We start from the raw sequence: 21,881 nt of genomic DNA, 5'->3' as shown, positions 1-21,881 counted from the left end.
GCCGAGGTTGACAGCGGCAGGAAGAGTGCGCACCTTACTTCCAGGTACGTGCTACCTGCATGTTCGTGGTGAGTGAGCGGAAATGCGGCTGACCTGCCAACCCCGCGTGACGTCCAGGCCCACCGACACCGGATGTGAAAATGCTCACTCGGCGTCCGGTTCGCGTCCTCCGCCACGTCGCCGCCGCGCGAGGGTCACCTCACGGAATGCCTCGTACATCTCCTCGAGCGAGCGTCGCTGTGCGTTCGTGAGGTCGGGATCCTCGCGGATGGCGCGCAGTACTGGAGACTCGTCCCCGTTGCCGGCCTGGGCGTGCGCCGCGAGAGTGTCTGCGGACAGTTGCAGTTGCTCGGCGATCGCCTGCAGCACACGCTCGCTCGGTGCCCGCAGATTCCGTTCGATCTGCGACAGGTACGGATTCGAGATGCCCACCATCGCCGCGAGCTGACGCATGGGAAGTTCTGCGAGCTCACGCTGACGGCGGATCAATTCACCCAGCGTGCCGGGGTGCGACTCGTCCTCGTCCATGGCGACAGCATAAGGGTCCCGAACGGCCCCGGAAGGCGCCCGAGGCGGGCGCGGATGTGAGTCCTCGTGCGGGATGCGGGATAGTAGAGAGTGATCCCTGTTCTACGAGAGAGGACACCTCATGCTTGCCCGCACCGACCTGCGCGGTCGTACTCCCACCACTGCGGAGCTGAGGGGCGCGCTGCCCCGCGGCGGAGTGGACGTGGATGCGGTGCTCCATCAGGTCCGTCCCGTCGTCGACGACGTCCGCGACCGCGGCGCCGAGGCCGCACTCGACTACTGCGAGAAGTTCGACGGGGTTCGCCCCGCCTCGGTGCGCGTACCCGCGGCCGAACTCGAACGCGCCCTCGCCGAACTCGACCCTGCCGTCCGCGCAGCGCTCGAAGAGGCCGTCGAACGCACCCGCGTCGTCCACGCGGCGCAGCGGCGCAGCGACGTCACCACCGAGGTCGTTCCCGGCGGCACCGTTACCGAACGGTGGGTGCCGGTCGAGCGGGTCGGCCTCTACGTGCCCGGCGGCAATGCCGTCTATCCGTCGTCGGTCGTGATGAACGTCGTCCCGGCGCAGGCTGCCGGCGTCGAATCGCTCGTCGTAGCGTCGCCGCCGCAGAAGAACTTCGGCGGCCTGCCGCATCCGACCATTCTCGCCGCGGCAGCGTTGCTCGGCGTCGACGAGGTGTGGGCTGTCGGCGGTGCGCAGGGTGTCGCGCTGCTGTCCTACGGCGGTACCGACACCGACGGTGGCGAACTCGCCCCCGTCGACATGATCACCGGACCCGGCAACATCTACGTCACCGCCGCCAAGCGGCTGTGCCGCGCCGTCGTCGGCATCGACGCCGAGGCCGGTCCCACCGAGATCGCGATCCTCGCCGACCACACCGCCGATCCGGTGCACGTCGCCGCCGATCTGGTCAGCCAGGCCGAACACGACGTCATGGCCGCCTCGGTGCTCGTCACCACCAGCACCGAGCTCGCCGACGCAGTCGACACCGCGCTGGCCGCGCAACTCGAGCTCACCAAGCACCGCGAAAGGGTGGCCACCGCGCTGTCCGGCAGCCAGTCCGGCATCGTCCTCGTCGACGACATCGAACAGGGTCTGAAGGTCGTCAATGCCTACGCCGCCGAGCATCTCGAGATCCAGACCGAGAACGCCTCCGAGGTCGCCGCACGCGTCCGCTCCGCCGGCGCGATCTTCGTCGGCCCGTGGGCGCCGGTCTCCCTCGGTGACTACTGCGCCGGCTCGAATCACGTGCTGCCCACCGCAGGCTGCGCGAGGCACTCCTCCGGGTTGAGCGTGCAGACCTTTCTGCGGGGCATCCATGTCGTCGAGTACACCGAAGCGGCGCTGAAGGATGTCTCCGGCCACGTCATCACCCTGGCGAACGCCGAGGATCTGCCCGCCCACGGTGAGGCCGTGCGACTGCGATTCGAGGCACTGAAGTGAGCGAACCGACCGTTCCGGGAGTCCGCATCGGCCTCGGCGACCTCCCGCTGCGTGAGAACCTGCGCGGCAAGTCCCCCTACGGGGCACCGCAGCTGACGGTGCCGGTGCAACTCAACACGAACGAGAACCCGCACCCGCCGACTCGCGCGCTCGTCGACGACGTCGCCGAGGCGGTGCGCGAAGCCGCAACGCAGTTGCACCGCTATCCCGACCGCGACGCCGTCGAACTGCGCGCCGATCTCGCGGCCTATCTCACGCGGCAGACCGGCGTCGCAGTTGGCGTCGAAAACGTGTGGGCCGCAAACGGTTCCAACGAGATTCTGCAGCAGATCCTGCAGGCCTTCGGAGGTCCCGGGCGCAGTGCGATGGGGTTCGTGCCGTCCTACTCGATGCACCCGATCCTCACCGACGGCACCCAGACTGATTGGCTGGCCACCTACCGGCGCGACGACTTCACGCTCGACGTCGACGCGGCCGTGGCAGCCATCCACGACCAGCGTCCCGACGTCGTCTTCGTCACGAGCCCCAACAACCCGACGGGTCACAGCATCCCGCTCGGCGAGTTGCGGGTGATCCTCGATGCCGCGCCCGGCATCGTGATCGTCGACGAGGCGTACGCCGAATTCTCCTCGGCGCCGAGCGCACTGGCCCTCATCGACGAGTACCCGGCGAAGATCATCGTTTCGCGCACCATGAGCAAGGCGTTCGCCTTCGCCGGTGGTCGCCTCGGCTATCTCGCCGCCGCTCCCGCGGTGATCGATGCGTTGCTGCTCGTGCGTCTGCCCTACCACCTGTCGGTCATCACTCAGGCCGCCGCGCGCGCAGCCTTGAGACACGCCGACGAAACCCTGGCATCGGTTGCGGAACTGGCGGCCCAGCGCGACCGCGTCGCAGCGGAACTCGCGCGCCTCGGCTACGACGTGATCCCCTCCGACGCCAACTTCATCCTGTTCGGCCGCTTCGCCGACGCCGCCGCCACGTGGCAGCGGTATCTCGACGAAGGGGTGCTCATCCGAGATGTCGGTATCCCCGGCTTCCTGCGCACCACGGTCGGCCTGGCCCACGAGAACGACGAGTTGCTGCGAGTGAGCGAAAAACTCGCGGCCACGGAAATCGAGGAAACCCGATGAGCGACCGCATCGCGAAGGTCGAGCGCACCACCAAGGAATCGAGCATCTCCGTCGAGCTGAATCTCGACGGCACGGGCCGCACCGAGATCTCCACGGGGATCCCGTTCTACGACCACATGCTCACCGCACTCGGCCAGCACGGTTCGTTCGACCTCACCGTTCGGGCGCAGGGCGACGTCGAGATCGACGCCCACCACACCGTCGAGGACACCGCGATCGTGCTCGGTCAGGCCTTCGGTCAGGCGCTCGGCGACAAGCGCGGCATTCGCCGCTTCGGCGACTGCTTCATCCCGATGGACGAGACCCTTGCGCACGCCTCTGTCGACGTCTCCGGCCGTCCCTACTGCGTGTTCACCGGCGAACCCGACTACATGGTGCACTCGGTGATCGGTGGGTACCCCGGCGTGCCGTACTCGACGGTGATCAACCGGCACGTCTTCGAGTCGTTCGCCTTCCACGCCCGCATCGCACTGCACGTTCGGGTGCTCTACGGCCGCGACCCGCATCACATCACCGAAGCCGAGTTCAAGGCGGTTGCCCGCGCGCTTCGTGAGGCGGTCGAACCCGATCCCCGCGTCACCGGCATCCCGTCGACGAAGGGCAGCCTCTGACCGATGGATGTCGTCATCACCTATCTGTGTTTCATCGTCGCCGGTTTCGCCGCAGGCGGAACCTGGTCGATGTGGAAGGCACGCAACACGTTGTTCGCGGGTGTCCTGCTGGCGCTGACCGTGCTGGCGGCCGTTGCGGGCATCGTCCGGCTGCTCTGACGTGGCGGAACGATCAGGACTGTTCGCTGTTCGCGGGCTGATCCCGGCGTGGTCGACGTCGGCGGCTGCATTCGGCGGATTCTCGCTGTTGCTGCCGGTCGTACCGTGGGCGATTGCCGAAGCGGGTGGCAGCGACACGCTCGCCGGGGCGGTGACGGCGGTGTTCATGCTAACCACCGTCCTCACGCAACTCGCGATGCCGCGGTTGCTGCGCGCGTTCGGTCATCGCGCGACGCTCGCGGCGGGCTGCCTGTTTCTCGGCCCGCCCTCGCTGCTGTTCCTCGTGTCGATGGAGCCGGTGGCAGTGCTCGGGATCTCCGCACTCCGCGGAATCGGATTCGGCATGATCACCGTGGCGTCGGCCGCGCTCGTCGGAGAGCTGGCGCCGCCGCGGCTGCTCGGTCGCGCCACCGGGATGCTGGGTATCTCGATTGCGGCGTCGCAGACCGTCGGACTTCCCGCCGGGCTGGCGATCGCCGAGAGGTTCTCCACCACACCGGTGTTCGTCCTGGGTGCAATCGTGTCGTCCGCCGGATTGCTCGCGGCGATACGTCTGCCTCGTCTGACCGTGAAGCAGACACGTAAAGCACCACGCGTGCCGCTGGTCGTGCTCTTGTTTCCTCTGGTGGCGGTCGGAGCCGGTGCGATCGCCTACGGCGGTCTCACTTCGCTGTTGCGCATCGCGGTGTCCGGATTGCCGGTGGCTGCCGCATTGGCCGTGCTCAGTGCGTCGTCGCTGGTCGGTCGGTACGCGGCCGGTTCGGTGGCCGACCGGACCGGCGCCGGAAGGTTGCTGCCCGTCGGGCTCGGCCTCGCCGCGCTGGCGATGGTCCCGTTCGCGCTCGTCGCCGACGGCAGAGGGGGAGCGATCGCGCTCATCGTCGCGGCGACGGCTTTCGGTCTCGGGTTCGGCGTGGTCCAGAACGAAGCGTTGCTCGTCGCGTTCCGCCGGGCAGGGGCGGGTAACACCGGGTCGGCAAGTGCCGCTTGGAATATCGGTTTCGACGCCGGTACCGGTGCGGGTTCGTTCGCACTCGGTGCGGTCGCGGCATCAGCGGGCTATCCGGCTGCCTTCGCTGTGGCCGCGGTTCTGGTGCCGACCCTGCCGCTGCTCGCCCGACTCGCCGGGCCCTCGGAGCGTTCCGGCCTGACCACATAGAATCGTCGTCATGAGCGCAACCACGGTCGCCGTCCTCGACTACGGCTCGGGCAATCTGCATTCCGCAACCCGGGCGATCGCCCGTACCGGCGTCCAGGTGGAGGTCACCGCGGACCCGAAGATCGCGCTCGCCGCCGACGGACTCGTCGTCCCCGGTGTCGGTGCGTTCGACGCCTGCATGAAGGGCCTGCGCAGCGTCGGTGGTGAGAAGATCATCGGCACCCGCCTGGCCGGTGGCCGACCGGTGCTCGGTATCTGCGTCGGCATGCAGATTCTGTTCGAGCGAGGCGTCGAGCACGGCATCGAGACCGAGGGCTGCGGAGAATGGCCCGGCACCGTCGAACGCCTCGACGCCCCGGTCTTGCCGCACATGGGGTGGAACACCGTCGACGCTCCCGCCGATTCGGTGCTCTTCGCCGGAATGGACGACGACACCCGCTTCTACTTCGTCCACTCCTACGCTGCGCGCAAGTGGGAACTGGACGCCCCCGAACGCCTCGCACCGCCGAAGGTGACCTGGGCCGAACACGGCAGCAGGTTCGTCGCCGCAGTGGAGAACGGCCCGCTCTCGGCCACCCAGTTCCACCCGGAGAAGTCCGGCGACGCCGGCGCACAACTGCTGCAGAACTGGGTTCGTTCGTTGTGACAGGCCCGCGGCGTGGCCGGCCGGGTGGAGACTTCTCCTTCGGCCGCCACGCCCTGAAGTCCGTCGGCGCGGCAACAGCTGTGCTGGTGGCGACTGCGATCGTCGTCTTCGCGGTGCGTCCCACGCCGCTCGTCGGCTTGATCATCGCCCTGCTCGGAATCGTGGCGGCGGTGGGTGCGATGGGCTTCGTGTCGAGGCGGTCGGTTCGTCGTGCTTTCGGTCCCGACGACGACGACCGACAGCGGTGATCATCATGCGTCCGATTGCGGTTGGCGCCTGTTGCAGGGATGCAACCTCGATCGGGCGGGCAGACCTCGGTTGTGACCCATAAGGCATCAAACGGACAAACAGGTTACCTGTAGTTCGATCGAGGAGGCCGTCTACCTCGCCGACCGGGTGCTGCTGATGTCGGCCCGGCCCGGCCGGATCCGCGCGGACTTCGAGATCGACCTGCCGCGCCCGCGCCTGCCGGAGATCAAGCGCACTCCCGAGTTCCATCGCCTGTGCGACGAGATCTCGGACGCGCTGTTCTCGTCCGACGACCGGCGCGCCCCGGCGCTGCACTGATGTCGGCGCTGTACCGAATCACCTCGCAATCGCCCCGGAGGTGACAGCGTCATCCGCCGCTGTGCGTAGACGATCGGCGAACACCGCGCAGGCCCGGGCGATCTCCGGTTCCGCACGCATGCGGACGTCGGCATCGAGAAGGGCCGCCGCGAGGACCAGCCAGTGCCATGAATCGACTGCCAGGTGGACCTCGGTCCGGCCGTTCCTCTGCGAACGGATCTCGGCATCCTGATATTTCAGTGCGTCGGCCACCTGCGCGGCCGGGGCGTCCACATCCAGTTCCACTCGTGTCCTGCCCTGTCGGAGTCCTTGCCGCAGATATTCGGTAGCCGATTCGGCCGGGAGGGGACGGAGGGCGAATCGGTGTCCGGTGCGCAACAGATCCTGCACGCGGTCGAGGCGGAACACCCGCCAATCCCCGCGCTCGACGTCCCATCCGAGGAGGTACCACCGCAGCAGATGATGCACTTGCCGGTGCGGTTCGACTCGCCGAGAGCTCGACGCGCCCCGAGCATCGATGTACTCGAAGGTGAGCACCTCGCACCGTGCGATCGCTTCCGCCACGGTGCCGAGCAGGTCCGCGGACACGCTCGGAGCCTGCAGCGCGGACGTCTCCACGGCCCCGCGAACGGCCGTCACCCTGGGACGAAGTCTGGCGGGCAAGAACTGATCGAGCTTGCCGTAGGCACGCATGGCGGCGTCGTCCAGTCCACCTTCGGCCGGGCCGGTGGCTGCGAGAGTGGCAAGACCCAGCAACACCGCGACGGCCTCGTCGTCGTCGAGTACCAGCGGGGGCATCGTGCGTCCCGACGTCAGACGGTAGAAACCACCGGGCCCGGACCGGGTCTCGACGGGATATCCGTAGCCGCGCAGACGGTCGACGTCGCGACGGAGCGTCCGGCGGCTCACCTGCAGCCGCCGGGCCAGTTCGTCCCCACCGAGCGCGCGACCTGTCTGTAGGAGCGACAACAACGCGAGCATCCGTTCGGTGACGTCGGACATGACTGCCATTCTCCCTCGGATTGCGGCCGAGATCCGGCCGCAACAGCTCGTAGCGTCGCAGTCATGGCGACCGACACGAGCGCGCGCGGACGGCACATCACGATCCGGGGCGCCCGAACTCACAACCTGGCCGGAATCGATCTGAGCATTCCGCGGAACCGACTCGTGGTGATCGTCGGGCTGTCCGGTTCCGGCAAGTCGTCGCTGGTCTTCGACACGATCGCTGCGGAGGCCGGTTACCAGTTGAACGAGACGTACCCGCCGTTCACCCGGAACCGGCTGCCGAAATGGACGCGGCCCGATGTCGACCACATCGGCGGCCTCACGCCCGTGATCGTCGTCGACCAGCGCAGGCTGGGGGGCAATGCGCGCTCGACGGTCGGCACCATCACCGACACCTGGACGTATCTGAGGCTGCTGTATTCCCGGGTGGGTACACCCGTCCTCGGGGAATCGAACCGATTCTCGTTCAACGACCCCAACGGGATGTGCCCGACCTGCGCCGGGCTCGGCGAGATCGTCGTCAGTGCCGTCGAGCGGTTCCTCGACCTCGACAGATCCCTCGCCGAGGGGGCGATCCTGGTACCCGGATTCGGCAGCGGTGGGTACTGGTACGAGCAGTACGCCGACATCGGCTCCTTCGACGCGAACACACCGCTGCGCGCGTGGAGACCCGCCGAACGGGAGGCGCTTCTCTACGGCGGCGATGCCGCTGCGGCGCTGGGGCACAAGCCGCCGGACGGTTACGAAGGCGTCGTCGAGAGGTTCGAGCGGATCCACCTGCACACCTCCGACAATCTCTCCGAACGCAAACAGGACGTCATCCGGCGGTTCACCCGCGCCGAGACGTGCCCGGACTGCGGCGGGGAACGGCTGAACGCAGCCGCGCGAGCGGTCACCCTTCGCGGCCACACGATCGGGGAGCTGTCCCGCCTGGAGATCACCGAACTGCTCGAGGTGGTGCGCGCCGTCGACGACGAGCGTGCGACACCCGTGGTGGCTGCACTGACGGCCCTGCTCGAGGCGATGGTGACGATCGGGCTCGGCTATCTCGCGCTCGCCCGGGCGACCACCACGCTCTCGGGCGGCGAGTCGCAACGGATCAAGATGGTCCGGCACCTCGGTTCGAGCCTGACGGAGATGACCTATGTCGTCGACGAGCCGACGGTCGGTCTGCATCCGGCCGACGTGGAATCGATGATCGGACTCCTCGAACTGCTTCGCGACAGCGGCAACAGCGTCCTCGTCGTCGAACACGATCCCGCGGTGATGGCCCACGCCGACCAGGTGATCGAGATCGGTCCCGGCGCGGGCTCATCCGGTGGCCGCCTGGCCTTCCAGGGCACCTTCGACCGGTTGCACGGAGCCGACACCGCCACCGGCCGATCGCTGCGGGGGGGACAACGGACATCGTCGCGCCGCACGTGCCGCGACCGGCCGGCTCACCATCAGCGATGCGTGCCGCAACAACCTCCGCAACCTGACGGTGCGGATCCCCACCGGTGTGCTCACCGTGTTCACCGGTGTCGCCGGGTCGGGAAAGTCCAGTCTCGCAGCCGAACTCGTCGACCAGCACGACGCCACGGTGATCGACCAGCGGCCGGTGAGCACGAACCGCCGCTCCTCGCCGATCACCTATACCGGCATCGCCCCGGCCCTTCGGCGGATGTTCGCCGAACACAACGGTGTGCCGGCGAGCCTGTTCAGCGCGAACTCGGCGGGCGCGTGCCCGGCCTGCAAGGGGGCCGGTGTCGTGTACGTCGACCTCGCCTTCATGGACGGGCACGAGGTCGTCTGCGACACCTGCCACGGCCGCCGATTCACGGCGGAGGTTCTCGGCCACACCGTGAACGGCCTGTCGATCGCGGACGTCGACGACCTCACGGTCGGTCGTGCCCTCGAGGCGCTGCCGCATCCGGAGATCATCCGCGGGCTGAGCGCACTCTCCGGTGTGGGTCTCGACTACCTCCGCCTCGGCCAGTCGCTCGGCACGCTCTCGGGAGGCGAGTGTCAACGGGTCAAGATCGCGAAGGAACTCGGGCGGGTGAACACGCCGACTCTCTACGTGCTGGACGAGCCGGCCACCGGCCTGCACGCCGAGGATGTCGGCACCCTCCTGCAGGTCTTCGACGATCTCGTCGACCGGCGCCACACGGTCGTCGTCATCGAGCATCACCTGGACGTGATCCGGCACGCCGACCACATCGTCGATCTCGGGCCCGGGCCGGGGCGACACGGTGGAACGGTCCTGTACGAGGGACCCGTCGACGACTACACGGGTCGGCCGACCCCCACCTCCCTGGCCCTCGACGCGGCGCGGTCGACATGACCGACGGCGCATTCCCCGGCACCCCGGGGATGCGTTTAACGGCGTCACCGGTGCAGGCACTAATGTGTACGCAGTGAGCCTGGTCCTTTTGCCCGCAGTCGACGTCGTCAATGGTGAAGCAGTTCGCCTCGTTCAGGGAGAGGCGGGCAGCGAGACCGGCTACGGTTCGCCCCGCGACGCCGCCCTCGAATGGCAGAATGCCGGCGCCGAGTGGGTGCACATGGTCGACCTCGACGCGGCGTTCGGCCGCGGCGACAATCGTGCTCTCCTCGCCGACGTCGTCGGCGAACTCGACGTGAACGTCGAACTGTCGGGCGGCATCCGCGACGACGAAACACTTGCCGCGGCCCTCGCCACCGGCTGTGCCCGCGTGAACCTCGGCACCGCGGCGATCGAGAATCCCGAATGGTGCTCACGCGTCATCGGCGAGTTCGGCGACCGGATCGCAGTGGGACTCGACGTCAAACTCCTCGACGGGCAGTGGCGACTGCGCGGCCGCGGCTGGGTCTCCGACGGTGGCGACCTGTGGGAGGTGCTCGAGCGACTCGAACGCGACGGCTGCTCGCGTTACGTCGTCACCGACGTCACCAAGGACGGCACGCTCACCGGGCCGAACCTCGACCTGCTCCGAGAGGTGTGCGCTGCGACCGATGCCCCGGTCGTCGCATCCGGCGGTGTCTCGACCGTCGACGACCTGCGTGCCATCGCGACCCTCGTCGACGAGGGCGTGGAAGGCGCAATCGTCGGCAAGGCGCTGTACGCGGGCCGATTCACGCTGACCGAGGCGCTCGCCGCCGTCTCACGCTGACGATGACCGATTCCGCCGACCTGAACCGGCTGCTCGCCGTCGCGAGCGGCGTACTCGACGAGGTCGCGGATCGTTTCGTCGCCGGGCACGGGGCACCGCGTACCGTCGACAAGGGGCCGAACGACTTCGCGACCGATCTCGATCTCGAACTCGAACGGCGGATCTCGGATGCCCTCGCCGAGCGCACCGGCATCGCGGTGCACGGCGAGGAGTTCGGGGGCCCGTCTGCGGACCAGGGCACCGTGTGGTTGCTCGACCCGATCGACGGCACGATCAACTACTCCGCCGGGCTGCCCATGGCAGGAATTCTGCTCGCCCTCGTCGAGAACGGTGAACCGATCCTCGGCCTCACCTGGCTGCCGTTGACCAATCAGCGCTTCGCCGGCACCGCCGAGGGGCCGCTGCTCGTGAACGGTGAGCCCGCCGAGCCGCTGCGACAGGCGCGACTCGAGGACGTCATGATCGCGGTCGGAAGCTTCGACATCGACAGTCGCGGGCGCGTTCCCGGCACTCGTCGCCTCGCGGTGATCACCGAACTGAGCCGACGGGTCGCCCGGCTGCGCATGCACGGCTCGACCGGGGCCGACCTCGCGTTCACCGCGGCAGGTGCGATCGGTGGTGCCGTCGTCTTCGGCCATCACCCCTGGGACAATGCAGCCGGTGTCGCGCTCGTGCATGCCGCCGGGGGTATCGCCACCGACTTCGCGGGCGCGCCGTGGCGGATCGGCTCCGGATCGGTGGTCGCCGCAGCACCCGGGGTGCACGGCGAGATACTGGAGATTGTGAAGTCGGCGACGGAACAGTCCGTCGCCGAGCAGTTGGGTTCCGAAGGAGATCGAACATGACGCTGGCCGTTCGGGTCATCCCGTGCCTCGACGTCGACGCAGGGCGGGTGGTCAAGGGGGTCAACTTCGAGAACCTGCGCGATGCCGGTGATCCGGTCGAACTTGCCGCGCTCTACAACGAGCAGGGCGCCGACGAACTGACCTTCCTCGACGTCACCGCGTCGAGCGGCGACCGCGGCACCATGCTCGACGTCGTCACGCGGACCGCCGAACAGGTGTTCATCCCACTCACCGTCGGAGGGGGCGTGCGCACGGTCGAGGATGTCGACCGTCTGCTGCGCGCCGGCGCCGACAAGGTCTCGGTCAACACCGCGGCCATCGCGCGTCCCGAGGTTCTACGCGAGATGTCCGAGCGGTTCGGCTCCCAGTGCATCGTGTTGTCGGTCGACGCGCGCACCGTCCCCGCCGGCCAGGAACCGACACCGAGCGGCTGGGAGGTCACCACCCACGGTGGTCGTCGCGGCACCGGAATCGACGCTGTCGAGTGGGCTCGTCGCGGCGAGGAACTCGGAGTCGGGGAGATCCTGCTCAACTCGATGGACGCCGACGGCACCAAGAACGGCTTCGACCTGAAGATGATCGAGGCCGCGCGCGAGGCCGTGCACGTGCCTGTTATCGCGTCCGGTGGTGCCGGGGCCGTCGACCATTTCGCCCCGGCGATCCATGCTGGTGCCGATGCGGTACTCGCTGCGAGTGTCTTCCACTTCCGCGAACTGACCATCGGAGAGGTCAAGGACGCGATGCGCGCCGAGGGGATCACGGTCCGATGAGCAACATCCTCGACCCCGAGATCGCGGCGCGTCTCAAGCGCAACGACGACGGACTCTTCGCCGCGGTGGTCCAGGAGAAGTCCACCGGCGACGTGCTCATGATGGCGTGGATGGACGACGAGGCACTGGCCCGCACCCTTGCGACCCGCAAGGCCACCTACTACTCGCGGTCACGACAGCAGTACTGGGTCAAGGGAGAGACCTCCGGGCACACGCAGTACGTGCACGAGGTGCGGTTGGACTGCGACGGGGACACCGTGTTGCTCGTCGTCGACCAGGTCGGTGCAGCCTGCCATACCGGCACGCACACCTGCTTCGACACCGACGTACTGCTGGAGGCGGAGTCGGTCTGACGATCCGGCACCGACAGACGTGAGATCGCCCCGCACCACGGTGCGGGGCGATCGATCATTGTGGCAGTTGGAAATTGCCGAACAGCACCGTCGCGAGACCGAGCGCCACGACGATGTTGACCACCGTCGCCGACCCGAACACCGCCACCGGGCGCCACCCGGCGTCGCGTAGTCCCTTTGCGGAGAACTCCAGGCCGATCGCGACGAAGGCGAAGATCAGGAACCACGTCCGCAGATCGTTGATGACGGCGATGTCGGCCTTGCCGTCGTCGACGAATTTCACCCACAGTGTGCCGATCACCGACGCCGCGACGAAACCGAGCACGAACTTCGGGAAGCGTTCCCAGAACTCGCCGGCACTCGGCCGGGCCGAACCGGGGCGACGCTCCACCTTCAGCGCGAAGTATGCCGTCAGTCCCACCGCCACGAATCCGATGAGTGCGTTCTGTGTGGTCTTGACGATGGTGGCGATCTGCAGGGCGTCGTCGCCGAGGATTGCGCCCGACGCCGCGACCGCAGCGGTCGTGTCGATGTTGCCGCCGATCCAGGCGCCGGCGACGACATCGGAAAGACCGAAGACTCCGGCGAGCCAGGGCAGCAGGAAGATCGACGGCAGCGCGAATACGACCACCAGCGACGCGGCGTACGCGAGTTGTTCCCGCTTGGCCTGCACCGCGCCGGCCGCAGCGATCGCGGCACTGACCCCGCAGATCGATACTGCGGCGGACAGCAATGCCCGCAGCTTCTCGTCCAGTCCGAGTTTCCCGCCGAACCACCAGCTGAACGAGAACACGGCGGTGATGAGCAGCAGGCCTTGCAGGATTGCAGGGCCAGCGGCCGTCACGAGCACGGTCAGGTTGATGGATGCGCCGAGCAGTACCAGGCCGGTCTTGATGAAGAACTCGGTGCGGAAACCGCCCGAAAGCTTGTCGCGCAGGCCGGTGCGGGTGAGGACGAGGTTTCCGAGGAGACCGAGGACGATCGCGTAGACGGGGAACTCGATTGCTCCGCCGACGCGCTCGAGCGGTCCGCCCTCGGCCCATTCCGGGACGTTCTGTTCGAGGAACCGGGTGAGTGCACCCAGCACGATGACGACGGCGACTCCCGCCGCCGCCAGTGCGGGAGCCGAGGGGCGCCGATCCTTCTCCGCCGGGTCCGCTTGCCGGCCCCGACCATCTGCGAGAGGTTCGCTGTCGGTCTCGACCGGCTTCGGCCCGTCGGCGCCTCGGGTCGTCACGGGACCAGCCCCGCAGGAATCACGCCGAGCAGTACGGCGGCGATGAGAAGCAGGCCTGCTGCAACCGCGGCCCAGTCCTCGGTGAGCAGTGTGGTGCGCGCGGCATCCACTTGCTGAGGTTCGTCTGTCATGAAGGCAGCCAACCAATGCGGTCACGAAACGTCACGAATTACGTGCGGGCCGAACAGAACCAGTGACTATCCGGCCGAGATGTGCTGTACGGAGACCCGAGTGCGCCGACGGACGTGCCTGTACCTGCACCGGACCGCCTCAGCGGTTCAGGCCGATCAGGCGGGCACGGCTCCGTCGTCGAAATCGGGCACGACCAGGTGGGAGGGGGCACGGCTCTTGTGAGCGCGTCCAGGTTCGCAATGTCGCCGTAATCTGCCAGGAACTCCGATGTAGTGAGCGCCCCTTACGTTTGCGCGGTCACGTTCGTTCCGATCGGACGTGTCGTCGGTGCGGAGTCTGGAGATTCGATGAACGTTGTGAGGCATTCAGGATTCCAAATAGGAATCGCTGCCATCGCGGGACTGGTATTCGGGTTGATCGTCGGGGAGTGGGCGGCGAATCTGCAGTTCCTCGGCGACATGTTCATCCGATTGATCCAGATGTCCATCGTTCCGTTGGTGATGGCCTCGGTCATCGCGGCAACCGCATCGATGAGCGGCGCAGGGACCGGCAAGATCGCGTTCCGGACCTTCAAGTGGATGATCGGTTTCTCCGTGGTCGCAGCGGTTCTGGCCTGGGTGCTCAGTGCGATCGTCCGCCCGGGTGACGGCATGGTCTTCGACGGCGAGCTGGATTCGTCACTCGAGAAGTCCGCGGACCAGGCCCTGGGTTGGCAGGACACCGTCTTGAACTTCGTCTCGAAGAACATCTTCGACGCGATGTCGACGGCGACCATGGTCCCCATCATCGTTTTCTCTCTGCTGTTCGGTATCGCGCTGCGCCAGCACATCACGAAGACCGGCGACGATCGCGTCCTGACATTCGTCGATCAGGTCCAGCAGATCGTGCTGACGATGATCAGGCTGGTCATGTACGTCGCCCCGATCGGTGTCTTCTGCCTGCTGGCCTCATTGGCCGGTGAGGTCGGGTTCTCGGTCGTGACGACCGGCCTCTCGTACCTCGGAACCACACTCCTCGGCGTGCTCATTCTGTTTGTGCTCTTCGTCGTCGTGGTGAGCGTGCGGACCCGGTTGAGCCCGTGGAAGCTGCCGTCCAAGCTCGCCGAGCAGACGGCGATCGCGGTCACCACGACCAGTTCGGCGGTCACTTTCCCGACGGTCCTGAAGAACACGGTCGAGAAGGTCGGGGTCAGCCAGAAGATCGCGAATTTCACGCTGTCGGTCGGGCTGACGATGGGCTCCTATGGTGCCGTCCTCAACTACATGATCGTCGTGATGTTCCTTGCCCAGGCCGGCGATATCGACCTGAGCGTCGGGCAGATCGTTCTCGGCATGGGATTGGCGATCCTTCTCAACATGGGCACCATCACCGTGCCCGGCGGCTTCCCGGTGGTGGCGATGTTCCTGGCGACCTCGCTCGGTCTGCCGTTCGAGGCGGTCGGCCTGCTGATCGCTGTCGACTGGTTCACCGGTATCTTCCGGACGTTCCTCAACGTCAACGGTGACACGTTCGTCGCGATGCTGGTCGCCAACGCCGACGACGAGATCGATCGCGACGTCTACGACGGGCGCAAGACGGTCACGGCCGAACCCCTCGACATCGAGGAGTTCGACGACATGCTGGCGCGCGCCGACCGATCGGACTGAACCGTGCGAGTGTCTTTGCCGGGAGGCGGACGTCAGCTCAGCGGTACGCCGCCGACACCCCAGTTCTCACCCGGCACCTCGGTGATCGTCACCCACACCTTGTCAGGGTTCTTGCCTGAGGCTTCGGCGTAGGCCGAGGTCACTGCCGCGATCACGGCGCGTTTCTGCTCGGCCGACAGGCCCGGGGTCTGGCTGATCTGAATCAAAGGCACAGGGAGGACTGTGCCATATGCGGGTGAGATCGGGGCTGACCGGTCGGCTACCCGGTTGTTCCTGAGCGGGATGCCGTGGCAGACCTTTCAGATTCTGTGAGAATAGTGTTCTCTGTTATGAGAGGAGAATATCCGTCTAGCCGATGTGGATAGGGGCGCGCATGTTGCTGGATCCGAGCCCGGATCAAGAGTTCTTCCGGGACACGACCTCCCGGTTTCTCTCCGATCGGGTGCCCGTGGCCGAGATTCGTCGGCTCCGTCATGATCCTGTGGGCTTCCGCGCGGAATACTGGCGTAGCGGTGCCGAGCTGGGCTGGACCAGCCTGCTGGCCGGGGAGGAAGCCGGGGGCGGCTCGATCGGTGAGCACGGCCTGGTCGACCTGACCTTGGTCGCCTACGAGTTCGGAGCCCACGCGGCGCCGGGTCCGCTGGTGCCGACCAACGTCGTCGCCGACGTACTGAGCCGGTACACCGATGCGCACGGGGACACTCTCGGTGACCTCGTCGAAGGAAGTGCCACCGCCGCATGGTGTTTCGAGGAACCACGCCCGGGCAGCCGGGGAGCCACCGACCCGGTCGAGATTCGCGTGGAGGGGGAGCACGTCGTCCTGCGCGGAACCAAGCGTCCCGTCGAAGCGGCCGCTTCGGCCGACTTTCTGCTCGTCGTCGGGCGCACCGGTGACGGGCTCTCGCAGGTCCTTGTGCCGAGCGGGACGCCAGGGGTACGGATCGTGCCCCTGAAGTCCGTCGATGTCACCCGCCGCTACGCCGCCGTCGACTTCGACGACGTGCGGGTGCCCATCACGGCGCTCGTCGGTGTGGCGGGTGGTGCCGCTGCCGATGTGGAGCGCGCGTTGCAGGTGGGGGCCGTGCTGGCCTGCGCCGAATCGGTCGGCGCCTTGCAGGCGGCATTCGACCTCACCGTGGCGTGGGCGTTCGATCGGTACTCGTTCGGGCGTCCGCTTGCGTCGTACCAGGAACTCAAGCACCGCTTCGCGGACATGAAGATGTGGCTCGAAGCAAGTCACGCAATCAGCGACAGCGCCGCGGAAGCCGTAGCCACGCAAGCGGATGATGCTCCCGAGCTGGTCTCCGCTGCGAAGGCGTATGTCGGGCACTACGGCGGGGAACTGTTCCAGGACTGCATACAGATCCACGGCGGCATCGGCATCACCTTCGAGCACGACCTGCATCTGTTCGCACGGCGCGGCGCCGCCAACCGGTCGAACTACGGCACTCCGGCCGAGCACCGTGCCCGCATCGCCGACATCGTCGAATATCAGGAGGCCAACCGATGACCGTCGAGAGTTCGCCGACCAGCCCGGACACGGAATCGCTGGACGACTTCCGGGCGCGTGCCCGCACGTGGATTCGCGCCAACCTCGAGCGATCCCGTCCGTCCTCTCTGGTGGGCGTGATCCGCAACGAGAACTCCGACGAGGAAGAACTCGCCGCGGTCCAGCACGAACGCGACCTCCAGCGCGCGCTCTTCGACGCCGGACTCGCAGGGATCTGCATTCCGCGTGAGTACGGCGGGCAGGGACTCACGCGTCCGTACCAGCAGGTCCTCAACGAAGAGCTGAGCGGATACGAGTACCCGTCGCGACTGCAGGTACCCACATTCGTCCCGTGCGCCGCGGTCCTTCTCGAATTCGGCACCGAAGAGCAGAAGCAACGGCACATTCCCGCGATCCTCAAAGGCGAGGAACTGTGGATGCAGATGCTGTCCGAGCCGAGCGGAGGATCGGACGTGGCGGGGGCGGTGACCACTGCGGTCCGCGATGGCGACGACTGGATTCTCAACGGGTCGAAGATCTGGACGACCGGCGCATGGTGGTCGGACTGGGCTCTGTGCCTGGTCCGTACCAACTGGGATGTGCCGAAGAATCGGGGGCTCACCGTCTTCATGGTGCCGCTGAAGCAGCCGTCGATCGAGGTGCACCGGATCGAAATGCTCAGCGGCTCCAGCGAATTCTGTCAGGAGTATCTGACCGACGTGCGTGTGCCCGACAGTGATCGCGTCGGTGAGGTCGATGACGGCTGGACAGTGGGAACGCGGTGGATGTTCCACGAGCGGATGTATCTGAATTCGCCCTACACGACCATCCCGGCAGGCTCGGTCCGCGGTGGATCGCGCATTTCCGAACTGTTCGACGTCGCCCGCGACGCCGGCCGGCTCGGCGATCCGGTCGCCCGGGACCTGCTCGGTGAGGCGCGGGCGCTCGAACTGGCCAAGCAGGCGCTGAGCCGGCGCGTCGGTCAGGGGATGGCGGCCCGGACGATTTCCGATCAGTCCGCGAGTATCGCCCGGTTGATGTCCGGGGTGGTCGAAAGTCGGCTCGTCACCATCGGTTACGAGTTCACCGGCGCGGACGGCGCTGCATGGGACACCGACGACGGAGCAGTCGCCGAACGCGGGGTCGACTATCTGATGCGTCAGGTCTGGTGTATCGCCGGTGGTACCACGGAGATGGCCCGCAACGCGATCAGTGAACGGGTGCTCGGCATGCCCCGGGAGCGCAGTCACGATCCCAACCTTCCGTTCCGGGACGTGCCGAAGGGTCGCTCCGCGGGGTAGCCGCCGCGGGGTCAGGCCTTGCCGGTTCCGGAGGCGATCCCCTTGTCGATCTGGTCGACGAGCACCGACCCGATGCGCGCGAGATCGCGCACCCGGTGCTCGTCGAGTCCGTCGAACACGAGACGCTGCACGGTCTCCACGTGTGCGGGCGCGGAGTCGACGACCTTCGCGTGCCCGGCGTCGGTGAGCACGGCGTAGGAGCCGCGGCTGCCGAGGATCGGCTCGCGGCTGACCCATCCGCGTCGTGCGAGCCGGGTGACCACGTGGGACAGGCGGGAGAGCGACGCGTTGGCCTCGGCGGCGAGAGTGCTCAACCGGAGGCGGCGCTCGGGTGCCTCCGAGAGCACGGCGAGCACGAAGTACTCGAAATGTGTCATGTCCGCGTCGCGCTGCATCTGCGTGTCGAGCGCGGCAGGCAACCGGGTGATCACGGCGACCAGGACGCGCCACGCCTCCTGCTGGTTCGCGTCGAGCCACCGCGGGTTCTCGCTGTTCATCTGGGGGAGTCCTCGTTTCCGTCGTCGTGTATCCAGCCTGTCGGAGCGGGCGGCAGCGGGTGCATCCGGGGGGTGATTCGACGGGCACTCCAGACACACGCGATAATAGTTGAAGCTTCAACTTTAGGAGTGTCATGAGCGACATGCCCGCCCTCTTCCTCAGCCACGGCGCGCCGCCCCTGGTCGACAGCGAACTGTGGGTGAACCAACTCCGCAGGTGGGCCACCGACCTGCCTCGCCCGGCCTCGATCCTCGTGGTCTCGGCGCACTGGGAATCGGCCCCCCTCACGATCGGGTCCACCACCACGGGGACACCGCTCGTCTACGACTTCGGCGGCTTTCCGCGACGCTTCTACGAGGTCACCTACACCAGTCCGGGAGCGCCGGATCTCGCCCGGCAGGTCGCGGCACTGATGCCCGACGACGAACCCGTGGTGCAGCAACCGCACCGGGGACTCGACCACGGCGCCTACGTGCCTCTGACCGTCATGTATCCGGACGCCGACATTCCCGTACTGCAGATCTCCCTGCCGACCCTCGATCCGGAGCGCCTGCTGCACCTCGGCGCCCGGCTGCGGCCGCTGCGCGAGCAGGGCGTACTCATCGTCGGCTCCGGATTCACCACGCACGGCCTGCCCTTCCTGCGCGACCCGCGGCCCGAGGCCGTCGCGCCGGGCTGGTCGTCGGAATTCGACCACTGGACCGCCGAGCAACTCGCACGCGGTGACGTCGACGCGCTGCTCGACTTCCGGCACCGCGCACCGGGTATGCCCTACGCACATCCGACCGTCGAACATTTCGCTCCGCTGTTCGTCACCCTCGGTGCCTCGGGGACGCCGGGCCGAGGCATCGACCAGGTCGTCGACGGATTCTGGATGGGCCTGGCCAAGCGTTCGTTCCAGGTGGCCTGACCGCGGGTGCATCGCCACATGCGCACCCTGGGATGATGGGGCGCATGTCCGGCGAGCCCACCACCATTCCCGCAGCCACTACCGACCCCTCCGGTGGCCGGTCCGATTCGACGACCACCCGCGAACAGTTCCGCCAGCTGGCCGCCGAGCACCGTGTGGTCCCGGTGACCCGCAAGGTGCTCGCCGACGCGGAGACTCCGCTGTCGGCCTACCGCAAGCTCGCGGCCGACCGGCCCGGGACCTTCCTGCTCGAGTCGGCGGAGAACGGCCGGTCGTGGTCGCGGTGGTCGTTCATCGGTGCGGGAAGCCCGGCGGCGCTCACTGTCGTCGACGGCGACGCGGCCTGGTACGGGCACGTCCCTGCCGGCACACCGACGGGCGGCAACCCCATCGACGTCCTGCGCGAGACCTTGCAGTTGCTCCACACCGATCGCATCCACGGCTTGCCGCCCCTCACCAGCGGCATGGTGGGCTATCTCGGCTACGACATCGTCCGCTGTCTCGAGAAGCTCCCGACGCTCGCCGACGACGACCTGCAGATCCCCGAGATGGTGATGCTGCTGGCCACCGATCTCGCGGCCGTCGACCACCACGAGGGCATGATCTGGCTCATCGCCAACGCCGTGAACTGGGACGGTTCCGACGAGCGCGTCGACGAGGCCTACGACGACGCCGTCGCCCGTCTCGACCGGATGACCGAGGCTCTCGCCGCGCCCGCGCCGGCCACTGTCGCGACCTTCTCGCGACCCGAGCCCGAGTACCGGCGTCAGCGCACCACCGAGTCGTTCTGCACGGATGTGCGCAAGCTGATCGGGGACATCGAAGCCGGTGAGGCATTCCAGGTGGTGCTGTCGCAGCGTTTCGAGATCGACTGTGCCGCAGCGCCCATCGACGTCTACCGGATGCTCCGTGCGTCCAATCCCAGTCCCTATATGTTCCTGCTCCACATCCCCGGTCCGGACGGCGAGACCGCCTTCTCGATCGTCGGATCGAGTCCCGAGGCGCTGGTAACGGTTTCGGACGGGGTGGCCACCACCCACCCGATCGCCGGAACCCGCTGGCGCGGCGCGGACGAGGAGGAGGACCTTCTGCTCGAGAAGGACCTCGTCCACGACGAGAAGGAGAACGCCGAACATCTCATGCTCGTGGACCTCGGACGCAACGATCTCGGCCGAGTGTGTACGCCCGGCACCGTCGAGGTGCACGACTACCGGCACATCGAGCGGTACAGCCACGTGATGCACCTCGTCTCCACGGTCACCGGCCGTCTGGCGGAGGGCAAACACGCCCTCGACGCGGTCACGGCATGTTTCCCCGCCGGGACCCTGTCGGGCGCTCCGAAAGTGCGGGCGATGGAGCTGATCGAGGAACTCGAACCCACCCGCCGCGGCATCTACGGGGGCATCGTCGGCTATCTCGACTTCGCGGGCGACGCCGACACTGCCATCGCCATCCGTTCCGCCCTCGTCAAGGACGGTGTCGCCTACGTCCAGGCCGGTGCGGGGATCGTCGCCGATTCCGATCCGGAGGCCGAGGACACCGAGGCCCGCAACAAGGCCATGTCCGCCCTCGCCGCGGTCGCCGCCGCGTCGACACTCGCCACCTACGGAGGTGAGCTCCGGTGACCGAGGACACGCACAGAGCAGGTGAGGGGGCCGGTCGCCGGCGTCGGCCGACCGTGACCGCTGCCCTGCTGCTCGCGCTCGGCGCGGCCTTGCTGTGGGCATCGAGCCGCATGACATGGGTCACGGCGGTGTCGTCCGACGGTCTCGGGATCGACCGTGTCGACGACCTCGAGGGGGGCCGTTGGGCGGCGGCGCTGACCCCGCTCGCGCTCGTGCTGCTCGCTGCGGTGGCCGCGGTGTTCGCCGTGCGCGGACTTGCGTTGCGTCTCGTGGCGCTCGTGGTGGCGGCCGTCGCCGTGGCGGCTGCGATTCCGGCGGTGCGGTTGCTGACGGGTGGAGCCGATCCGGAGGACGCGGCCGGTGTGGCCGAACTGCCGGACCGGGCGAGCGTGACCGCCGTCGAGGTGTCTCCGCTGCCGGCGATCCTTGTGCTCGGTGGCGTCGTCGCCGTGCTCGCGGCTGCGGTGGTCCTCTGGCGCACCCCTCGTGAACAGGCCGGATTGTCGTCGAAATACGACGCCCCCGCAGCACGCCGGGAGGCGGCGACCCGGCGTGCGGAGAACGACGAACCCCTTTCCGAACGCGGGATGTGGGATGCGCTGGATGCGGGGGAGGACCCCACCGACGACGCCGGCGAGGATGATTCCGACACCCGGCGGTGAGCGCTGTAAACCAGTTCACTACTCTTCTAG

General features: G+C 67.6%; 25 protein-coding genes. 19 read left to right on the top strand and 6 right to left on the bottom strand.

Annotated elements, in window-relative coordinates; all coding sequences use genetic code 11:
* Positions 1-144: 144 nt before the first annotated feature.
* A complete protein-coding gene (locus ABZ789_RS12710) occupies positions 145-528 on the bottom strand; it encodes a helix-turn-helix transcriptional regulator (RefSeq protein ID WP_358424090.1) in 384 nt (127 codons plus the stop codon).
* Between the two features lie 121 nt (positions 529-649).
* Here ABZ789_RS12710 and hisD point away from each other — a divergent pair, with 121 nt between their 5' ends.
* The 8 genes from hisD (at position 650) to ABZ789_RS12670 (ending at position 6,244) form a co-directional block, all read left to right on the top strand.
* On the top strand, positions 650-1,972 hold the full coding sequence (gene hisD, locus ABZ789_RS12705; protein ID WP_358424088.1) for a histidinol dehydrogenase: 1,323 nt from the start codon (positions 650-652) through the stop codon (positions 1,970-1,972).
* Positions 1,969-3,102, top strand: a complete 1,134-nt coding sequence (locus ABZ789_RS12700; protein ID WP_358424086.1) for a histidinol-phosphate transaminase — start codon at positions 1,969-1,971, stop codon at positions 3,100-3,102. The genes hisD and ABZ789_RS12700 overlap by 4 nt, the downstream gene beginning before the upstream one ends.
* Complete coding sequence (hisB, locus tag ABZ789_RS12695; protein ID WP_358424084.1) at positions 3,099-3,713, top strand: imidazoleglycerol-phosphate dehydratase HisB; 615 nt, start codon at positions 3,099-3,101, stop codon at positions 3,711-3,713. Before ABZ789_RS12700 ends, hisB begins: the two co-directional genes overlap by 4 nt.
* A 3-nt stretch (positions 3,714-3,716) precedes the next feature.
* Positions 3,717-3,872, top strand: a complete 156-nt coding sequence (locus ABZ789_RS12690) for a hypothetical protein (protein ID WP_358424082.1) — start codon at positions 3,717-3,719, stop codon at positions 3,870-3,872.
* Position 3,873: 1 nt separating this feature from the next.
* Entirely contained in the window at positions 3,874-5,031 is a 1,158-nt protein-coding gene (locus ABZ789_RS12685) for an MFS transporter (RefSeq protein WP_358424080.1), read from the top strand.
* Between the two features lie 10 nt (positions 5,032-5,041).
* Positions 5,042-5,677 (top strand): imidazole glycerol phosphate synthase subunit HisH, encoded by a 636-nt coding sequence (gene hisH, locus ABZ789_RS12680; RefSeq protein WP_358424078.1) that lies wholly within the window; start codon positions 5,042-5,044, stop codon positions 5,675-5,677.
* Positions 5,674-5,925, top strand: coding sequence for a hypothetical protein (locus ABZ789_RS12675; RefSeq protein ID WP_358424076.1), 252 nt, complete (start codon positions 5,674-5,676; stop codon positions 5,923-5,925). The genes hisH and ABZ789_RS12675 overlap by 4 nt, the downstream gene beginning before the upstream one ends.
* 157 nt (positions 5,926-6,082) lie before the next feature.
* Entirely contained in the window at positions 6,083-6,244 is a 162-nt protein-coding gene (locus tag ABZ789_RS12670) for a hypothetical protein (protein WP_358424075.1), read from the top strand.
* 18 nt (positions 6,245-6,262) lie between these two features.
* Here ABZ789_RS12670 and ABZ789_RS12665 read toward each other — a convergent pair whose 3' ends face one another.
* A complete protein-coding gene (locus tag ABZ789_RS12665) occupies positions 6,263-8,524 on the bottom strand; it encodes a YafY family protein (protein ID WP_358424073.1) in 2,262 nt (753 codons plus the stop codon).
* 208 nt (positions 8,525-8,732) lie between these two features.
* Between ABZ789_RS12665 and ABZ789_RS12660 the strand changes: the two genes are divergently transcribed.
* The 5 genes from ABZ789_RS12660 (at position 8,733) to hisI (ending at position 12,351) form a co-directional block, all read left to right on the top strand.
* Entirely contained in the window at positions 8,733-9,575 is an 843-nt protein-coding gene (locus ABZ789_RS12660) for an ATP-binding cassette domain-containing protein (RefSeq protein WP_358424071.1), read from the top strand.
* 73 nt (positions 9,576-9,648) lie between these two features.
* Positions 9,649-10,383 carry a bifunctional 1-(5-phosphoribosyl)-5-((5-phosphoribosylamino)methylideneamino)imidazole-4-carboxamide isomerase/phosphoribosylanthranilate isomerase PriA gene (gene priA, locus ABZ789_RS12655; protein WP_358424069.1) on the top strand — a complete coding sequence of 245 codons (735 nt, stop codon included), beginning with the start codon at positions 9,649-9,651 and terminating at the stop codon, positions 10,381-10,383.
* Positions 10,384-10,385: 2 nt separating this feature from the next.
* Positions 10,386-11,228: an inositol monophosphatase family protein gene (locus tag ABZ789_RS12650; protein ID WP_358424067.1), complete on the top strand. Its 843-nt coding sequence runs from the start codon at positions 10,386-10,388 to the stop codon at positions 11,226-11,228.
* Positions 11,225-11,998 carry an imidazole glycerol phosphate synthase subunit HisF gene (gene hisF / locus ABZ789_RS12645; protein ID WP_358424065.1) on the top strand — a complete coding sequence of 258 codons (774 nt, stop codon included), beginning with the start codon at positions 11,225-11,227 and terminating at the stop codon, positions 11,996-11,998. The genes ABZ789_RS12650 and hisF overlap by 4 nt, the downstream gene beginning before the upstream one ends.
* Entirely contained in the window at positions 11,995-12,351 is a 357-nt protein-coding gene (hisI, locus tag ABZ789_RS12640) for a phosphoribosyl-AMP cyclohydrolase (RefSeq protein WP_358424063.1), read from the top strand. The genes hisF and hisI overlap by 4 nt, the downstream gene beginning before the upstream one ends.
* A 55-nt stretch (positions 12,352-12,406) precedes the next feature.
* Here hisI and ABZ789_RS12635 read toward each other — a convergent pair whose 3' ends face one another.
* Together ABZ789_RS12635 and ABZ789_RS12630 are read right to left on the bottom strand one after the other, a co-directional pair.
* Entirely contained in the window at positions 12,407-13,468 is a 1,062-nt protein-coding gene (locus ABZ789_RS12635) for a putative sulfate exporter family transporter (RefSeq protein WP_358424299.1), read from the bottom strand.
* A gap of 116 nt (positions 13,469-13,584) precedes the next feature.
* The gene (locus ABZ789_RS12630) at positions 13,585-13,719 is read right to left on the bottom strand and encodes a hypothetical protein (RefSeq protein WP_358424061.1); all 135 of its coding nucleotides are present in this window, start codon (positions 13,717-13,719) and stop codon (positions 13,585-13,587) included.
* Positions 13,720-14,067: 348 nt separating this feature from the next.
* Here ABZ789_RS12630 and ABZ789_RS12625 point away from each other — a divergent pair, with 348 nt between their 5' ends.
* Positions 14,068-15,366, top strand: coding sequence for a dicarboxylate/amino acid:cation symporter (locus ABZ789_RS12625; protein ID WP_358424060.1), 1,299 nt, complete (start codon positions 14,068-14,070; stop codon positions 15,364-15,366).
* Between the two features lie 32 nt (positions 15,367-15,398).
* Here ABZ789_RS12625 and ABZ789_RS12620 read toward each other — a convergent pair whose 3' ends face one another.
* Positions 15,399-15,578, bottom strand: a complete 180-nt coding sequence (locus tag ABZ789_RS12620; protein ID WP_358424058.1) for a 2-hydroxymuconate tautomerase family protein — start codon at positions 15,576-15,578, stop codon at positions 15,399-15,401.
* 161 nt (positions 15,579-15,739) lie between these two features.
* On the opposite strand from ABZ789_RS12620, the gene ABZ789_RS12615 reads away from it, so the two are divergent.
* Positions 15,740-16,876, top strand: coding sequence for an acyl-CoA dehydrogenase family protein (locus tag ABZ789_RS12615; protein ID WP_358424057.1), 1,137 nt, complete (start codon positions 15,740-15,742; stop codon positions 16,874-16,876).
* A complete protein-coding gene (locus tag ABZ789_RS12610; RefSeq protein ID WP_358424056.1) occupies positions 16,873-18,156 on the top strand; it encodes an acyl-CoA dehydrogenase family protein in 1,284 nt (427 codons plus the stop codon). Before ABZ789_RS12615 ends, ABZ789_RS12610 begins: the two co-directional genes overlap by 4 nt.
* 11 nt (positions 18,157-18,167) lie before the next feature.
* Here the strand turns inward: ABZ789_RS12610 and ABZ789_RS12605 are convergent, their stop codons facing one another.
* Complete coding sequence (locus tag ABZ789_RS12605) at positions 18,168-18,653, bottom strand: MarR family transcriptional regulator (RefSeq protein ID WP_358424054.1); 486 nt, start codon at positions 18,651-18,653, stop codon at positions 18,168-18,170.
* 143 nt (positions 18,654-18,796) lie between these two features.
* Here ABZ789_RS12605 and ABZ789_RS12600 point away from each other — a divergent pair, with 143 nt between their 5' ends.
* The 3 genes from ABZ789_RS12600 to ABZ789_RS12590 are packed head-to-tail and all read left to right on the top strand — an operon-like array spanning position 18,797 to position 21,851.
* The gene (locus ABZ789_RS12600; protein ID WP_358424297.1) at positions 18,797-19,564 is read left to right on the top strand and encodes a class III extradiol ring-cleavage dioxygenase; all 768 of its coding nucleotides are present in this window, start codon (positions 18,797-18,799) and stop codon (positions 19,562-19,564) included.
* A 44-nt stretch (positions 19,565-19,608) separates the two neighbouring features.
* Positions 19,609-21,189 carry an anthranilate synthase component I gene (locus tag ABZ789_RS12595; RefSeq protein WP_358424052.1) on the top strand — a complete coding sequence of 527 codons (1,581 nt, stop codon included), beginning with the start codon at positions 19,609-19,611 and terminating at the stop codon, positions 21,187-21,189.
* Positions 21,186-21,851 (top strand): TIGR02234 family membrane protein, encoded by a 666-nt coding sequence (locus ABZ789_RS12590; protein ID WP_358424050.1) that lies wholly within the window; start codon positions 21,186-21,188, stop codon positions 21,849-21,851. Before ABZ789_RS12595 ends, ABZ789_RS12590 begins: the two co-directional genes overlap by 4 nt.
* Positions 21,852-21,881 lie beyond the last annotated feature (30 nt).

Origin of the sequence: Rhodococcus sp. NPDC047139 (assembly GCF_040643435.1) — a bacterium.
Taxonomy (GTDB): domain Bacteria; phylum Actinomycetota; class Actinomycetes; order Mycobacteriales; family Mycobacteriaceae; genus Rhodococcus.
This window is presented reverse-complemented; position numbering and strand designations above follow the sequence as displayed.

Excerpts from the sequence above, each read along its gene's own strand:
- ABZ789_RS12710 (WP_358424090.1), bottom strand. The coding sequence starts at position 528 with ATGGACGAGGACGAGTCGCACCCCGGCACGCTGGGTGAATTGATCCGC.
- hisD (WP_358424088.1), top strand. The coding sequence starts at position 650 with ATGCTTGCCCGCACCGACCTGCGCGGTCGTACTCCCACCACTGCGGAG.
- hisB (WP_358424084.1), top strand. The coding sequence starts at position 3,099 with ATGAGCGACCGCATCGCGAAGGTCGAGCGCACCACCAAGGAATCGAGC.
- ABZ789_RS12690 (WP_358424082.1), top strand. The coding sequence starts at position 3,717 with ATGGATGTCGTCATCACCTATCTGTGTTTCATCGTCGCCGGTTTCGCC.
- hisH (WP_358424078.1), top strand. The coding sequence starts at position 5,042 with ATGAGCGCAACCACGGTCGCCGTCCTCGACTACGGCTCGGGCAATCTG.
- ABZ789_RS12670 (WP_358424075.1), top strand. The coding sequence starts at position 6,083 with ATGTCGGCCCGGCCCGGCCGGATCCGCGCGGACTTCGAGATCGACCTG.
- ABZ789_RS12650 (WP_358424067.1), top strand. The coding sequence starts at position 10,386 with ATGACCGATTCCGCCGACCTGAACCGGCTGCTCGCCGTCGCGAGCGGC.
- hisF (WP_358424065.1), top strand. The coding sequence starts at position 11,225 with ATGACGCTGGCCGTTCGGGTCATCCCGTGCCTCGACGTCGACGCAGGG.
- hisI (WP_358424063.1), top strand. The coding sequence starts at position 11,995 with ATGAGCAACATCCTCGACCCCGAGATCGCGGCGCGTCTCAAGCGCAAC.
- ABZ789_RS12630 (WP_358424061.1), bottom strand. The coding sequence starts at position 13,719 with ATGACAGACGAACCTCAGCAAGTGGATGCCGCGCGCACCACACTGCTC.
- ABZ789_RS12625 (WP_358424060.1), top strand. The coding sequence starts at position 14,068 with ATGAACGTTGTGAGGCATTCAGGATTCCAAATAGGAATCGCTGCCATC.
- ABZ789_RS12615 (WP_358424057.1), top strand. The coding sequence starts at position 15,740 with ATGTTGCTGGATCCGAGCCCGGATCAAGAGTTCTTCCGGGACACGACC.
- ABZ789_RS12610 (WP_358424056.1), top strand. The coding sequence starts at position 16,873 with ATGACCGTCGAGAGTTCGCCGACCAGCCCGGACACGGAATCGCTGGAC.
- ABZ789_RS12605 (WP_358424054.1), bottom strand. The coding sequence starts at position 18,653 with ATGAACAGCGAGAACCCGCGGTGGCTCGACGCGAACCAGCAGGAGGCG.
- ABZ789_RS12600 (WP_358424297.1), top strand. The coding sequence starts at position 18,797 with ATGCCCGCCCTCTTCCTCAGCCACGGCGCGCCGCCCCTGGTCGACAGC.
- ABZ789_RS12595 (WP_358424052.1), top strand. The coding sequence starts at position 19,609 with ATGTCCGGCGAGCCCACCACCATTCCCGCAGCCACTACCGACCCCTCC.